This window comes from Dactylosporangium sp. CA-139114 (assembly GCF_050955725.1).
Classification (GTDB): domain Bacteria; phylum Actinomycetota; class Actinomycetes; order Mycobacteriales; family Micromonosporaceae; genus Dactylosporangium.
This window is the reverse complement of sequence record NZ_CP192080.1, coordinates 8955311-8970243: the sequence shown is the minus strand read 5'-3', so window position 1 is coordinate 8970243 and position 14933 is coordinate 8955311. Positions and strand designations below refer to the sequence as shown.

Annotated in this window: 11 protein-coding genes; 5 read left to right on the top strand and 6 right to left on the bottom strand. The window is 72.4% G+C overall.

Annotation, left to right across the window (positions count from 1 at the left end):
- Positions 1 to 33: 33 nt before the first annotated feature.
- From ACQP2P_RS40200 to ACQP2P_RS40180, 5 genes are all read left to right on the top strand, one after another.
- Positions 34 to 2229 (top strand): MMPL family transporter, encoded by a 2196-nt coding sequence (locus ACQP2P_RS40200; protein WP_433610099.1) that lies wholly within the window; start codon positions 34 to 36, stop codon positions 2227 to 2229.
- A 22-nt stretch (positions 2230 to 2251) separates the two neighbouring features.
- The gene (locus tag ACQP2P_RS40195; protein ID WP_433610097.1) at positions 2252 to 4156 is read left to right on the top strand and encodes a glycosyltransferase; all 1905 of its coding nucleotides are present in this window, start codon (positions 2252 to 2254) and stop codon (positions 4154 to 4156) included.
- Positions 4153 to 6006 carry an FkbM family methyltransferase gene (locus ACQP2P_RS40190; RefSeq protein WP_433610095.1) on the top strand — a complete coding sequence of 618 codons (1854 nt, stop codon included), beginning with the start codon at positions 4153 to 4155 and terminating at the stop codon, positions 6004 to 6006. Before ACQP2P_RS40195 ends, ACQP2P_RS40190 begins: the two co-directional genes overlap by 4 nt.
- A gap of 3 nt (positions 6007 to 6009) precedes the next feature.
- On the top strand, positions 6010 to 7767 hold the full coding sequence (locus tag ACQP2P_RS40185; protein WP_433610093.1) for a glycosyltransferase family 4 protein: 1758 nt from the start codon (positions 6010 to 6012) through the stop codon (positions 7765 to 7767).
- Between the two features lie 320 nt (positions 7768 to 8087).
- On the top strand, positions 8088 to 8336 hold the full coding sequence (locus tag ACQP2P_RS40180; RefSeq protein WP_433610091.1) for a hypothetical protein: 249 nt from the start codon (positions 8088 to 8090) through the stop codon (positions 8334 to 8336).
- A 33-nt stretch (positions 8337 to 8369) separates the two neighbouring features.
- On the opposite strand, the gene ACQP2P_RS40175 is transcribed toward ACQP2P_RS40180, so the two are convergent.
- From ACQP2P_RS40175 to ACQP2P_RS40150, 6 genes are all read right to left on the bottom strand, one after another.
- The gene (locus tag ACQP2P_RS40175; RefSeq protein ID WP_433610089.1) at positions 8370 to 10538 is read right to left on the bottom strand and encodes a glycosyltransferase; all 2169 of its coding nucleotides are present in this window, start codon (positions 10536 to 10538) and stop codon (positions 8370 to 8372) included.
- Positions 10539 to 10614: 76 nt separating this feature from the next.
- Positions 10615 to 10953: a hypothetical protein gene (locus ACQP2P_RS40170; protein WP_433610088.1), complete on the bottom strand. Its 339-nt coding sequence runs from the start codon at positions 10951 to 10953 to the stop codon at positions 10615 to 10617.
- Positions 10950 to 11336, bottom strand: a complete 387-nt coding sequence (gene fliS, locus ACQP2P_RS40165) for a flagellar export chaperone FliS (RefSeq protein ID WP_433610086.1) — start codon at positions 11334 to 11336, stop codon at positions 10950 to 10952. The genes ACQP2P_RS40170 and fliS overlap by 4 nt, the downstream gene beginning before the upstream one ends.
- A 25-nt stretch (positions 11337 to 11361) precedes the next feature.
- Positions 11362 to 12729 (bottom strand): flagellar filament capping protein FliD, encoded by a 1368-nt coding sequence (gene fliD, locus ACQP2P_RS40160; protein ID WP_433610084.1) that lies wholly within the window; start codon positions 12727 to 12729, stop codon positions 11362 to 11364.
- Between the two features lie 66 nt (positions 12730 to 12795).
- Entirely contained in the window at positions 12796 to 13653 is an 858-nt protein-coding gene (locus tag ACQP2P_RS40155; protein ID WP_433610082.1) for a flagellin, read from the bottom strand.
- A gap of 211 nt (positions 13654 to 13864) precedes the next feature.
- Positions 13865 to 14725 carry a flagellin gene (locus tag ACQP2P_RS40150; protein WP_433610080.1) on the bottom strand — a complete coding sequence of 287 codons (861 nt, stop codon included), beginning with the start codon at positions 14723 to 14725 and terminating at the stop codon, positions 13865 to 13867.
- Positions 14726 to 14933 lie beyond the last annotated feature (208 nt).

The window sequence follows — 14933 nt, the reverse complement described above, 5'->3', positions numbered from 1 at the left end:
TCCGGCGGCCGCCCGATCCATAGCGTCATCGGCGTGGAGAAGAGACCAGTAACGGTTCGCATCGCGCGCTGGAGTGCCGAGCACCCGTGGCGCGCCATCGCCCTCTGGGTCGCGTTCGTCGCCGTGTGCTTCGTCGGCGGGAACATGGCCGGCACCGTCGAGGCCACCAACCGCGACCAGGCCATCGGCGAGTCCGGCCGGGCCGGCGTCATCGTCGACGACGGCCACTTCGACAACCCGGCCACCGAGAGCGTCCTCATCACCGCGCGCACCGGCGCGCTCGACCACGACGCGGCGATGGCCGCGGCCGCCGACGTCCGGACCGCCATGCGGGCGCTGCCGGACGTCGCCGAGGTCGCCGACCCGCTGCCCGCCCGCGACCAGAGCGCCGTGCTCGTCCGGGTGACCCTCAAGGGCGACCCCGGCACCGCCCAGGACCGGCTCGCCCCGCTCACCGCGGCCACCGCCGACGTCCAGCGCCGCCACCCCGGCCTGCGGGTCGAGGAGACCGGCGGCCCGTCCATCTCCAAGGCCATGGACGACACGCTCGGGCAGGACTTCAAACGCGCGGAGTACCTCAGCCTCCCCGTCACCTTCGCGATCCTCATCGTGGCCTTCGGCGCGCTCATCGCCGCCGGCATCCCCGTGCTGCTCGCCCTGTCCTCGGTCGCGGCCGCCCTCGGGCTGTCCACGCTCGCCTCGCACCTGATCCCGTCGACCGACACCACCTCCAGCGTCATCCTGCTCATCGGCATGGCCGTCGGCGTCGACTACTCCCTGTTCTACCTGCGCCGCGAGCGCGAGGAGCGGGCCAAGGGCCGGGCCCACCTCGACGCCGTCGAGATCGCCGCGGAGACCTCCGGGCACGCCGTCGTCGTCTCCGGCATCGCCGTGACGATCGCCATGGCCGGGCTCTTCCTCGCCGGCGACGTCGTGTTCTCCTCCCTGGCGCTCGGCTCCATCCTCGTCGTGCTCGTCGCCGTGCTCGGCTCGCTCACCGTCCTGCCGGCCCTGCTGGCCAAGCTCGGCCGCTGGATCGACCGGCCCCGCGTCCCGCTCCTGTGGCGGCTCACCCGGCCCCGCACCGACGAGCGGGGATCCCGGGTGTGGTCGGCGATCCTGCGGCCCGCGCTGCGCCGCCCGGCCGCCACCCTCGCGATCTCGGTGCTCGCCCTGCTGGCCCTCGCCGCGCCGGCGCTGAGCATGCGGCTCACCTTCCCCGGCATGGAGGACCTGCCCCGGACCACACCGGCGATGCAGGCGTACGACCGCCTCGTGAAGGCGTTCCCGAGCAACGGCACGGTGCACGAGGTCGCGGTGCGGGTCCCCGCCGGCCGGCTCGACGCCACGAAGTCGGCCCTGACCCAGCTCGCCCAGAAGGCGGCCGCCGACCCGCTGTTCGCGCCCCTGGAGCAGGAGCCGCAGGTCCAGGTCTCCAAGGACGGGCGCGTCGCCGTGCTCGACGTCGCCACCCCGTTCGAGGGCCGCTCCGAGCAGGCCAAGGAGTCCCTCACCCGGCTGCGCACCCAGCTGGTGCCGCAGACCCTCGGCGCCGTGCCGGGCGCGGAGATCGCCGTCGGCGGGTTCGTCGCGGCCGACGTCGACTACGCCGCGCACATCCAGCACAAGCTGCCGCTCGTCGTCGGCTTCGTCCTTGTCCTGACCTTCATCGTCATGGCGTTCACGTTCCGCTCGGTCGTCGTGGCCCTCACGTCCATCGCGCTGAACATGCTGTCGGCGGCGGCGTCGTACGGCCTCGTCGTGCTCATCTTCCAGGGCACCTGGGCCGAGGGCATCCTCGGCTTCAAGTCCATGGACGCCGTCGTGTCCTGGCTGCCGCTGTTCCTCTTCGTCGTCCTCTTCGGCCTGTCGATGGACTACCACGTCTTCGTCGTCAGCCGGATCCGCGAGGCGGTCCGCCGGGGCCTGCCCACCCGCGAGGCGGTCGCCCAGGGCATCTCCGGCTCCGCCGGCGTGGTCACCAGCGCCGCCGTGGTGATGGTGGCCGTCTTCGCCATCTTCGCCACGCTGAGCACGATCGACATGAAGCAGCTCGGCGTCGGGCTGGCCGCCGCGATCCTGCTCGACGCGACCATCATCCGCGCGGTCGTCCTGCCCGCGCTCATGACCCTGCTGGGCAACGCGAACTGGTGGGCGCCGAGGTTCATGCGGCCCCGGACCAAGCCCCAGCACGCCGCCGGGGAGCCGAAGGTTTTCCTAAAGGTGTGAATCGGGTGCCGATGGGGCCGGTGTGCGGAACAACACACGCCGGCCCTGTGCGGCCGTCATCCTTCCCTCGCGCGACTCGATCGCGTATCGGCGCTGCGCCACGCTGGCCCGCCAGGTGGCGGCCCGCGGATGGGACGTGCTGGCCGTCGAGCCGACCCGCGCCCAGGCAACCGCGACCCTCCGGGAGACCGGACTGGAGCAGGGGGTCAGGCACTACACCCTGGAAGTCCCCGGCCCCGACCCCTTCTTCGGCGACACCCCGTCGGAGCGGCTCCTGGCCGAGCTCCTCGCCGGCCGCGACGTCGACGTGGTGCACGTCCACCTCGCCGGCGACCTCGCCGACGCCGCCCTGCTCGAACGCTCCTGGCTGCTGGGGCTGCCCCTCGTGGTCAGCATCCACGCCGGGTGGCAGCCGCCGCCGAGCGAGGCCGCCCAGATCTTCCTCACCGACCAGTTCACCCGCGCCGACCTCGTCTGCGTCGCCGACCACCGCGGCCTGCTCGCCGACTGGCTCGACCCCGGCAGCCCCGTGCTCGACCACTCCAGCCCCGGCGCCGGCAAGGGGTGGGCCGACGTGTACCGCGAACTCGCCGGCGACCTCGAACCACCCAAGACCGACCTGACCCTCGGCGTCATCGTCACCACCTACCAGCGCCCCGCCGCCCTGCACGACTGCCTCGCCGCCCTGTGCGAGCAGACGCTGCCCCGCGAACGCTTCCACGTCGTGGTCGTCGACGACGGCTCCGCCGAGTCCGCCGAGCTGGTCGTGCTGCCCTTCCTCGACCGGCTCGACCTGACCTTCATCCGGCTCGACCAGAACGCCGGCCCCGGCGAGGCCCGCAACGTCGGTATCGAGGCGAGCCACGCCGACATCCTGTTCTTCCTCGACGACGACGACGAACCCGCGCCCCGGTGCCTCGCCGAACACCTGCGCACGTACGTCGAGCACGGCAACGACGTCGACGCGGTGCTCGGCTGGACCGGCCCCGCCGCCGACCGGGCCTGCACCGTCGAGGCCTGGCTCGCCTTCCGGGGCACCGTGTACCGCAGCCACGAGGGCCTGCGCCACTACGGCATCGGCGACTGGCACCAGTTCTGGGGCGGCCGCTGCAGCATCCGCCGCTCGGTGCTCGGCGACGCCCGCTTCGAGGTGCCCTTCGCCGAGGACGCCGACCTCGCCTACCGGCTCTCCCGCAAACCCCGCGGCCTGCGCGTCGTGCACAACCGGCACGCGGTGCAGCGGGTGCGGATCGGCCTCGACCCGGAGTCGCTCATGCGCCGCGCCGGCCGCGTCGGGCAGGCCCGGGCCCACCTCGCCGAGCGGCACCCGGACCTGCGCACGCACCCGGCGTACCGCGGCACCACCTATGAGGCGACCACCCGCAAGGTCGGCCGGCGCACCGACGCCCGCCTGCGCCTCATGACCACCGACCGGCCGTCCACCGTCGAGGAGCTGCGCCGCGCCCACGACCCGCACGGCAAGGGCACCCTCCTCGACCGCATGCACCAGGACCTGGTGACGGTCAGCTCCATCGAGGCGAGCCTCGGCTGGCTGCTCGTCACCCGCCGCACCGCCGCCCGCGAGGAGGGCCGCCCGCTGCGCATCGGCATCAGCGCCCTCTCGCCGCTGCTCGACGAGGTCGCCGCGGAGCTCGCGCGGACACCGTCCGGCGCGGCGACGCTCGTCGTCGGGGTGCCGCCCGGGCTCACCATCACCGCCGCCGACATCGACGTGCCCTGCGACTACGAGATGCTGCCCGGCGACGGCGCCGACGACCTGTGGCGCGCCTGCGACCTCGTCGCCTCCTTCGCCCCCGTCGACGGCCACGACCCGGCCCGCCACGCCCTGCCGCTGCCGCGCGGCGAGCTCGCCGAGACCCTGCGGCGCCTGCTGAACATCCGCGACCTGGTGGGGAGTCTCCGATGACGGCGGTGCTCGAACGTCTGCTCCTCCCGCGGGTCTTCCACCGCATCAAGCTCGACGGCCCGCTGAGCGAGCGCGAACGCGAGTTCGGCGAGAGCTGGCTGCGCCACCACCCCGGCTGGGAGCTGAAGCTGTGGACCGGGGCCGGCCTGCCGCCGCTGACCAACCAGGCGCTCTTCGACGCGGCGCCGCCCGGGCAGCGGGAGGACATCCTGCGCTACGAGCTGCTGCTCGCCCACGGCGGCGTGTTCCTCGGCACCGACCTGGAGTGCCTGCGCAACATCGAGCCGCTGCTCGGCGGCGTCGACGTGTTCTGCGCCCGCGAGGACGGCTTCCGCCTCGCCGACGGCGTGCTCGGCGCCGCGCCCGGGCACCCGCTCATCGCCGCCGTCGTGGCCGCGCTGCCGAACTCGGTCGCGTGGCGGCCCGGCCGGCCCCGCGACGAGCAGACCGGCGCGGAGCTGCTCACCCGCGTCGTGGCCGAGCAGGACGGGCTCGGCCGCGTGACGCCCGCGGTCTTCGGGCCGGAGATCTTCTACCCGTACCACTGGACCGAACCCCCGCGCGAGGGCGCGACGTTCCCGTCGGCCTACGCGGTGTGCCACTGGCTGTCGGCGTTCCCCGCGGACGCCCCCGCGCTCCCGGCGCCCGTCGTCGAGGCGCCGGCCCCCGCCGCGGCGGCGCAGTCCTCGCCGGTCGACCGGATCGTCGTCGACGTCGACCCGGACCTCGTGGAACCGGCCGCCGTCGTGCTGGCCGGGGCGATGCAGTACGCCCTGGCCACGCCCGGCCTGGAGCTGGCGCTCGTGGTCAAGGGCGTGCCGGAGGTGACCGCAGCGGTGGGCGACGCCATGGCCGGGCTCATGTGGCAGCTGGCCGGGGGGCGCGAGGTGCCCGACGTCGTGGTCTACGGCGAGCCCGAGGGCCACGCCCTCCCCGCCCGGGCCCGCCTCGCCATGAGCGACGACCCGGCCGTCAACGCGCGCAGCCTGCTGACGCTGCCGGGCCCGGCCGCCGTACCGCCGCCGCCCCCCGCCGCACCCGAGCCCCCCGCGCCGCGCGGCGGGATGCGCGGCACCTATATCGGCCGCGGCCGGATGCTCGTCGACGCCGTCTACGGCGCGATGCTGGTGGTCCCGTCCGACGACTACAGCCTCATGCCGTCGCTGGTGACCTGGGGTGCGATCGAGCCCCCGCTGACCCGGTTCCTCGCCGCCGAGATCGGCCCCGGGCAGACCTTCGTCGACGTCGGGGCCAACATCGGCTACTTCACCGTCCTGGCCGCCCAGCGCGTCGGCGGCACCGGCCGGGTCGTCGCGTTCGAGGCCAACCCGGTCACGGCCGGCCTCCTGCGCGACAACCTCGCCGTCAACTGGCTCACCGAGCACGACGTGACGGTGCGCGGCGAGGCCGCGTTCTCCTCGGACACGACCATCACCTTCAACGCTTCGGCGAAGTGGGTCGGCGACTCCTCGATCCACGTGCGCCCCGGCAACCCGCACCGCGACGACCGGATCACGACGATGGAGGTGCCGGCGGTACGGCTGGACGACGCCCTGCGCGACGCCGGCCCGATCGACATCCTGAAGATCGACATCGAGGGCGGCGAGTACCACGCGTTCCTGGGCATGATGGGCCTCATCCGCGGCCGGCGCATCCGCCGGATCGTGTTCGAGTGGAACGCGATCATGCTCGGCGAGGACCGCGAGCGCTTCGCCGACCTGCTGGCCACGATCCGCGACGAGTGCGGGGGCCGCTTCTTCGTCCTCGACGCCGCGGCCCGCCCGGCCCCGGTGGCGCTGGGCGACCTGACCCGGCTCGACTTCTACCCCTTCGCCGTCATCGGCCTGTAGGCCATGGGACTCCGACTCAAGTCGACCGACCCGTCCTCCGTCGCCGGCGGCCTGCGTCCGGACCTGCCGGCGGCGGTGACGGCGGCCCGGCGCCGCGAGTTCGAGGCGCGGCGGGCGCTGCCCGACGTCGTGCCCGCCCGGGCGGCGGCCTCCATCGCGGGCCCCGGCGGCGCGCTGCGGCTGTGCTACCTGGCCCCGCGCACCGACGTCGGGGGCGGGGCCCGGGTGCTGTTCGAGCACGCGAACCGCCTCGCGGCGCGCGGGCACGAGGTCACTGTCCTCAGCCACTTCCCGCGGCCGGACTGGTTCGACCTGCGGGCCGCGTTCACCCAGGTCCCGTTCGGGGTGGAGCTGGCCGCCGGGGTGCCCGCGTGCGACGTGATCGTGTGCGGGTACTGGGACCAGGTGCCGGCCGCGCGCACGCTCGGCACGGCCCCGGTGGTCCACTTCGAGCAGGGCGACTTCCACCTGTTCGAGGATGTCGACGCGGCCACGCTCGCGGTCGCCTCGCGGTTCGTGGGCGCGGCCGACGCCACGATCACCGTCTCCGGGACGGTCGCGGCGGTGCTGCGCTCGCGCTACGGGGTGCCGGCGACCGTGGTGCACAACGCCGTCGACCGCGCCGTCTTCACGCCCTCGGGCCCGCCCGCCGCGGCCGACCGGCCCTACCTGCTCTTCGTGGGCTGGGACGGCAACGCCTTCAAGGGCATGGACGAGATGCGCCGGGTGTACCGCGCCCTCGCCGACGCGGTGGACCTGGTGTGGGTCTCGCCGCGCCCGCCGCTGGAGCCGCTCGGCCACGTCGTGGTGGCCCCGCCCCAGCCTACGCTGAGCGCCCTATTCCGCGGCGCCGCGGCCTACGTGTGCTGCTCGCGGTACGAGTCGTTCTCCCTGCCCTGCCTGGAGGCGATGGCCTCGGGCACGCCGGTGGTGGCCACGCGCAACACGGGCGTGCTGGAGTACGCCCGCGACGGGGAGAACGCGCTGCTGGCCGACGTGGGCGACGTGGCCGCCCTGACCGCCGCGGTCCGCCGGGTCCTCGCCGACCCCGCGCTGGCCGCGCGCCTGCGGGAGGCCGGGCTCGCCACCGCGGCCGGCTACTCGTGGGACGTGATCACGCAGCGCCTGGAGGAGGTGTACCGCACCACGGCCGCCGCCTGGACCCGGCCCACCACCCCCGCGGACTGGACCTTCGACGTGGCCGGCCTGCGCTTCACGGCGCCTGACGCGCTGACCCGCCTGCGCGAGCACGCGGCCGCCACGACGGCCGGCGCGCTCGCGGTCCCGGTGTCGTTCCCGGCCTTCGAGGGCCACCGCGCGGTCCGCTGGCGCGTGGTCGCCCGCCGTGGCCCCGCCCCCGCCCCGGATGCGGTCCGGGCCTACCTTCCGGCCGACTCGGATTCGGTACCCGCGGACCTGCCGTACGCCCGAGCCCTGACCGACTTCGCGACGGGCCGTATCGCCGAGGCCCTGGAGGGCTTCCAGGCGGTCTTCCGCCACCCGGGCCATCGTGCGGCGACGGGCCGCTGGGTCGTCCTGTCCCTGCTGGAACTGGGGCGCGACGTGGAGGCGGCGGAGCTGGTCTCGGGGGCGGTACGGGAGTTCGCGGACAACAGCGACTACCACTACCTGCAGGCGGTGGTGGGCCGGCTGACGGGCCGGCGGGTGGACCGCGACGCCTACGCGACGGCGATCGCGATGCTGGGGCCGGCCACGCACTACGAGGAATGGTTCGCCGACCCGGCCGGGCTGCTGCACTGACGGCGACCGGGCATCGCCGGGCCTCGACGATGGGCGATAGTGTGCGGCGTGATGTCCTCGGCCGGCGTCGATGCGCCAGACCACCGCCGGGACCGCCGGTTCCGGACGTTGCGCGCCGTCACCGTGACGACCGTCGTGGTCGCAGTCGCCGGGTGCGTCGGCTTTCTCTGGGTGGTCGGACAGACCCCGACCGGCGGTTCGCCCTGGAATGTGCTTGGTTTCGGCTCGTTCCGCACGATCGGCGCGGTGATGCTCAACCCGGGTCAGTACGGCCCCCGCTGGACCCGGTGGCCGGGCCGGGGCTGGAACTCAAGGAGTGCGTGGGCGACGGAGCATTCGCCGACCTGCGCGGCGGCACGCGAGTCGCCGTGCTCGACGCGGGTGGCACCGTGCTGGCGATGACCCAGCTGGACGCGGGTCGGCTCACGTCCTCGACATGCATGCTGTACTTCGAGCTGAAGGCTGTACCGGCCGGGCACGGCCGGTACGAGCTCCAGGTCGGGGACAGGCCGCCGTACGAGTACACCGAGGACTCCATGCACCGCCCGAAGGGCATCGGGGTCGAGTGAGCTCGAGGCCGAGTGGGCGACGCGAGCTGGAGGTCAGGCGTCGGCCAGCTCGATGCTCGCCGAGACGCGCGGGGCGAGGATGCGGATCTCCTCCAGCACGCCGGCCGACAGCTCGTCCGGCACCGCGGTCAGGGCGTCGTTGAGCAGCGGCAGCGCGGCCTCGTCGTGGAACATCTCCAGCGCGATGGCGGCGGCCAGGGTGCGCTCGCGCGGGGTACGGCGCTCGTCCGCCGACAGCGCCAGCAGGGTGCACTGGTCCGGGAAGCCGTGCTGGCGCAGGCGGGCCGACCACTCCATCGCGCGGATCAGCGGGACCCGCCGCCCGACCCGCGCGGCCAGGGTCAGCAGGGTCGGCTCGCCCGGGTAGCGGCGCCAGAGGGCCTCCAGCAGCTCGTCGGCCGCCTCCGGCGGGGCCTCCGCGATCGAGAACAGCAGGCCGCGCCGGTTCTCGTTCGGGACCAGCTCCGCCACCTCGGCCAGGCTGCCGTCGGCGGCGCCCAGGACCTGCGCCATCCGGGCCACCGGGATCGGGACGTGGCCCTGCTTGAGGGCTTGGCGCAGGTGGTACGCGGCCTCCTGGTGGCGGTCCAGCCGGCTCAGCGCGTCGATGTGCAGGCCGGCGAAGCGGCCGCGGCCGACGCCGTAGAGCAGGTCGTTCGCGCCGGACTCGGGCAGCTCGGCGATGATCTCCAGGGTGCGCTCGTAGTCGCCCTCGGCGAAGCGGAGTTTGACCTCGTGCTCGCCGACCGTGAACGCGGTATTCGCGATCTTGCGCAGCTCTTCGATCGTCTCGTTCGCCTCGGCCAGGCGGCCCACCCTGATGTACGCGTCGGCCAGGATCTTCAGGAACAGCACCTTGTGCGTGTGCTCCTGCGCCTCCTGCAGGCCGCGCCGGGCCGTGGCGATGGACTCCTCGAAGTGGCCCGAGCCGAGCTGGGAGCGGGCCAGGTTGCCGACCGCGGTCAGGCCGCTCACGTCATCGGCCGCCAGCGTGGCCAGGCGCAGGTTGCGCTCCGCCTTGTTCTTGAGCGTGCCGCGCAGCCGCGTGTACCCCGAGTGGTCCAGCACCAGGTCCGGCAGCAGCGAGCCCTGCAGCGAGCGGCCGGTGATGCGGTCCATGACCTGCTCGTGCAGGCGGCCGTAGATGCGGCCGCGGACCCGGCGGAACATGCGCGGGAAGTAGATGGTGCTCGAGCCGGAGCCGCCCTCGTGGCCCTCATGGTTGTCGATGGTCGCGAAGAAGGCGCTGTTCTCGCTGTACCGCAACGAGTCCCGCACGATCCGCGCGTTGCCCGTGAACGTCTCGTCGGCGTCGACCCACAGCACCCAGCGGCCGGAGCAGTGCGTGAGGCAGCGGCTGCGAGCGTCGCCGAAGTGGTCGTTCCAGAAGCCCTCGACGACCTTCGCGCCGTACTCCCGCGCGATCTGCATGCTGCGGTCCGTCGAGCCGGTGTCGTAGACGACGATCTCGTCGGCGAGCTCGCGCAGCGCGGCGAGGCAGCGCGGCAGCACGTCCTCCTCGTCCTTGACGATCAGGCTCGCGGTGAGCAGCGGGGCGTCGTCGGCCGGGTCGGGCTGGCGCAGGCCGCAGGCGGGTGAGCCGACGTGGGCCACGAGCGCGGCGTGCGCGACCACGATGCGGCCCTGGGCGCTCAGCTCGTCGTACGGCAGGTCGATGCTCGGCCCCCCGGCGATCATGAGCGCGTCGCGGCGGATCGCCACGCACACCGGGCCGAGGCGGTCGACGTCCATGAACTCGTCGCGGTGCTGCTGGCGCCACTCGCGCGCGTACGCCTTGAAGGCCGCGGCGCTGGTCATCGCGGTCTCCGGCGGGTCGGCCTGCTGCGGGCCGTAGCTGTGCTGCACGCGCGGGCCGGCCGCGACCACGGCCGGGTCGCCGAAGGCCTCGAGCACCGGGTCGAGCCAGTGCGCGGAGAGCACGACGTCGCCGTCGAGGAAGACCACGATCGGGTGCCGGGTGGCGTCGAGCCCGTCGCTCCAGGGCAGCGCGCCGGTCGAGTCCACGACCCGCAGCCACGTCTGCCCGCGCAGCTCGGCGCGCAGTTCCGGGCGGTCGTCGGGCATCACGCACACGACCTCGTCGCGCATGCCGAGGGTGGGGCGCAGCGACTCGAGGCAGGCGTGGAAGTCGTCGGGGCTGCCGCCGGCGGCGATGATCACGGACACCGGGATGTGGGTCATGCTGCCCGAATCGGCGCGTTCGGGCGCTTTTCAAGAGTTTCCGTTCGGGCGCTTTTCAAGAGTTTCTCGAGAGCAACTACGTGCGGTTGTCCAGGTACACGGGGGGAGGCGCCCCCATGCCGCCCTCGCGCTGCATCCGGTTCACCAGCCGCGCCTGCTGCCGGTTGCCGGCGATCGCGATGGACAGCTCCCGGGACAGGTCGAGCTGCCGCTGCACGAGCCGGCGGGCCCGTTCGGTCAGCTCCAGCGGCAGCGGCCCGATCCCCTCGGGCGGGGTGAACACCATCTGGGGCGGCAGCTCGCGGTGGCGCAGGAGCTGCTCGACGGCGTCCGCCTCCAGCTCCATCGCGTCCAGGGCGGCGGCCCACGCCGCCGCCCAGCCGTCGGGTCCCGCGCCGGATCCCGTCGCCGTCATGGCCCGGCGGCGGTCACCTGCGCGGCCGCTTCCCGCCACGCGTCGCGCAGCTGCTCGGCGAAGCCCTGCACGGCCTCGATCCGTGCCGGGTCGTTGGCGACGTTGGCCTGCACCAGCTCGTTGATCATGTAGCTGTAGAGCGAGGCGAGGCCGGGGCCGCCGCTCCACACCGAGGTGTCGAGCGTCGCCCGCAGCTCCATGAGGATCTCCTGGGCGTGGTACACCCGGCTCGAGCCCGTCGCCGTGTCACCGGCGCCGAGGGCCTGGCCGGCGATCATCAGGTCGAGCACGAGCCGGTCGTACAGCATCACCAGCAGCTGCGCCGGGGGAGCGGTGGCCACGCTGTCGGTCACGTACCGGTTGCGCAGGGCTTGTGTCGTCATTCAGTCTCCCGGGGACCTTCGGTGATCAGCCCAGCGAGGACAGCTGGCCGGCCAGCCAGCTCGACTGGTTCTTGAGCGAGCCCAGCGCGGTCTCCATCGCGGTGAACTGCTTCTGCAGCGTCGCCTGCCGCGCCTGCAGCCGGACGTCCCAGTCGCTGATGCGGTCGTTGAGGTCGGTGATGGCGCTGTTGCCGCTGGTGATCAGCTGCGACAGCGTGCCGGTGTTGACCTGGGTGGCCTTGTCGGCCATCGCGGCCATCTTGTCGACGAGGCCGTCCTTGCCACCGGTGGCGTTGGTGGTGGTGGCGTTGAAGTACGACTGCGTCTTGGCCGGGTCGGCGTTGATCGCCGAGGTGAACTTGGTCTTGTCGAAGGTCAGCGTGCCGTCACGGGTCAGCTCGATGCCGACGTCCTTGAGGCTGCCCAGCGAGCCGGCGCCGCCGGAGACGGTCTGCATGATCGAGCTCGCGAGCTGCTGCATCGAGGAGTTGCCGGCCAGGGGCCCGCCGGGGACGCTGCCGTTCTGGTTGCGGGTCTGGGTGTTGATCTCGCTCAGCGCCGAGTTGGCCGCGTCGACCATCGCCTGGACCTTGGTGGCGATGCCGTCGGTGTCGCTGGAGACGTCGACCGTGATCGGGGGCTCGGTGTCGGCCGTCTTCGCCTTGGCGGTGATCGTGAGGCCCTCCATGACGCCCTTGAACGTGTTCGAGGAGGAGGAGATCTCGAACGCGTTCGTGGTGCCGACGGTGAGGATCGCGTCGGAGCCCTCGGTCGCGGCCACGTCGGTGCCCAGGCCGTCGATGCCGTCGATGGTGAACGCGGACGCGGCGCCGGTCTGGGCCGAGGTGACCTGGAGGGTGTACTTCCCGGGGGCGGTCTGGATCGCGCTGGCCTTGACGCCGAGGTCGCTGGAGCCGTTGATCGCGTCGACCACGCCCTTGAGCGAGATGTCGGTGATCGGCAGGTTCTTGACCTCGCCGGTGGCCGTGTTCGTGATGCTGATGTTCGACGCGCTGGTGATGCTGTCGCTGGTCTCGGCCACCGAGCCGCCGGAGAAGACGCGCGACTCCGACGCGGCGAGCTGCTTGACCCGGAAGGACACCGAGCCGCTCTGGTTGCCGCCCGTGGCGCTCGTCGTCGCCAGCACGGAGGAGGAGCTCGAGGTGGCCGTCGCGGCCTTCCACGCGGTCGGGTCGGCGAGCGCCTTCGCGGCGGTCAGGAGCGAGCCCATCTTCGTGTTGATCGACTGGTACGAGCTCACGACCTGCTGCTGGACGGAGACCTTCTTCTTCAGCGCGGTCTGGGGCGCGGCCTCGACCTGCATCAGTGACGCGATGACGGACGAGGTCTGCATACCCGAGACCAGGCCGTCGACGCTTCCGCCGGTGACCATGCGGTACCTCCTCGAGGAAGGCGAGCGGGGAGGAGAACGAGTCCCCTCCCCGGACGGTTTGGTGGATTACCGCAGCAGCGACAGCACGTTCTGGGGTGCCTGGTTGGCCTGGGCCAGCATGCTGGTGCCGGCCTGGGTCAGGATCTGCGAGCGGGTGAACGACACCATCTCCTGCGCCATGTCCGTGTCTCTGATGCGGGACTCGGACGCGGACAGGTTCTCGACGGCGACGTTGAGGTTGTTGATGGTGTGCTCGAAGCGGTTCTGGTACGCACCGAGCGTCGCCCGGGCGGTCGAGACCCCCTTGATCGCGGTGTCGATGGCGTCGATCGCCGTGGTGCCGGCGGTCGACAGGTCCAGCGACCCCACGCCGAGGCCGGCCGAGTCGAACCCGGTCACCGAGGTGATGCTGCCGAACGCGGCGGTGCCGAGGTCGACGGAGATCTGGTCGGAGGCCGAGCCGTTCGCGCCGACCTGGAACGTCCCGGTGAACGGGGCGGCCGCGTCGAGCAGCTTCTGCCCGCCGAACGCCGTGGTGTTGGCGATGCGGTCCAGCTCCTGGCCCAGCTGCGAGAACTCGGTCTGCGCGGCGGCCCGCGCGTCGGAGTCCTGCGAACCGGTGGAGGCGGCCTGCACCGACAGGTCACGCATGCGCTGCAGGATCGAGTGGGTCTCGGTCAGCGCACCTTCAGCGGTCTGCACGACGGAGATGCCGTCCTGGGCGTTGCGCACGGCGACCTTGAGGCCGCCGATCTGCGAGCGCAGGCCCTCCGAGATGGACAGACCGGCCGCGTCGTCCGCGGCCCGGTTGATCCGGTAGCCCGACGACAGCTTCTCCAGTGACTTGCTCATCTGGCTGTCGGTGACCGACAGGTTCCGGTACGCGTTCTGCGCGGCGATGTTGTTGTTGATCCGTAGACCCATGGCACTCCTCCCTGAGTCCTCAAACCGGCCTTCCGCGGCCTTGGTCGCGTCTTCTGACGGTCCCATCGGATCGTGCGGGCACTGCTTGAGAGGAAAGGTGCGGCCGGGTTGTCCTTACGGAGCAACGGTCGCCGCTGATGTGACAGGGCACGGCGCCCTGGCTGGATGCCGTGCCCTGTCGGTGTCCTCGTTCAGGTCAAGCCCTCAGGTCCTAGCGCAGCAGCGAGAGGACGTTCTGCGGCGCCTGGTTGGCCTGGGCCAGCATGCTGGTGCCGGCCTGGGTCAGGATCTGCGAGCGGGTGAACGACACCATCTCCTGAGCCATGTCGGTGTCACGGATCCGCGACTCCGACGCCGAGAGGTTCTCGACCGCGACGTTCAGGTTGTTGATGGTGTGCTCGAACCGGTTCTGGTACGCACCCAGGGTGGCCCGAGCGGTCGAAACACCCTTGATAGCGGTGTCGATCGCGTCGATCGCCGCGGTTCCGGCGGTCGTCAGGTCCAACGAGCCGACGCCGAGGCCGGCCGAGTCGAACCCGGTCAGCGCAGAGCCACTGCCGAAGGCGGCGGTGCTCAGGTCGACCGCGATCTGGTCGGACGACGAACCGTTCGCACCGACCTGGAACGTGCCCGTGTAGGCACTACCACTGACGTCGAGCAGCTTCTGGCCGCCGAACGCCGTGGTGTTGGCGATGCGATCGAGTTCCTGACCCAGCTGGGAGAACTCGGTCTGCGCCGCCGAGCGCGCATCGGAGTCCTGGGAACCAGTGCTGGAGGCCTGAACGGACAGGTCACGCATGCGCTGCAGGATCGAGTGCGTCTCGGTGAGCGCACCTTCAGCGGTCTGCACGACCGAGATGCCGTCCTGAGCGTTGCGAACCGCGACCTTCAGACCACCGATCTGGGACCGGAGACCCTCGCTGATGGAGAGGCCCGCGGCGTCGTCGGCCGCACGGTTGATCCGGTAGCCCGACGACAGCTTCTCCAGCGACTTGCTCATCTGGCTGTCCGTCGCCGACAGGTTCCGGTAAGCGTTCTGAGCAGCGATGTTGTTGTTAATGCGAAGACCCACGATCTTCCTCCTTGAGTCGGGTCAGGCCGGCCCATCCGTGGTCCGGTCGTTCATCACATCGGCGCGAGGTCTTGCCACTGAAGGGTTTTGAGCAGGAGTTTTCTCAAAAAATCGCCGAGCCCGGCCCCTGCGCGGGACCGGGCTCGGACGGGGCGCGGCGGCCCGCGCGCCGGAGCCCGCGAGCCGGTGGGGGAGGCCCGCACCGGCA

Bases quoted from the DNA above. Each gene is read 5' to 3' on its own strand.
- ACQP2P_RS40155 (WP_433610082.1), bottom strand. From the start codon at position 13,653: ATGGGTCTACGGATCAACAACAACATCGCCGCGCAGAACGCGTACCGG.
- ACQP2P_RS40190 (WP_433610095.1), top strand. From the start codon at position 4,153: ATGACGGCGGTGCTCGAACGTCTGCTCCTCCCGCGGGTCTTCCACCGC.
- fliS (WP_433610086.1), bottom strand. From the start codon at position 11,336: ATGACGACACAAGCCCTGCGCAACCGGTACGTGACCGACAGCGTGGCC.
- ACQP2P_RS40175 (WP_433610089.1), bottom strand. From the start codon at position 10,538: ATGACCCACATCCCGGTGTCCGTGATCATCGCCGCCGGCGGCAGCCCC.
- ACQP2P_RS40185 (WP_433610093.1), top strand. From the start codon at position 6,010: ATGGGACTCCGACTCAAGTCGACCGACCCGTCCTCCGTCGCCGGCGGC.
- ACQP2P_RS40170 (WP_433610088.1), bottom strand. From the start codon at position 10,953: ATGACGGCGACGGGATCCGGCGCGGGACCCGACGGCTGGGCGGCGGCG.
- fliD (WP_433610084.1), bottom strand. From the start codon at position 12,729: ATGGTCACCGGCGGAAGCGTCGACGGCCTGGTCTCGGGTATGCAGACC.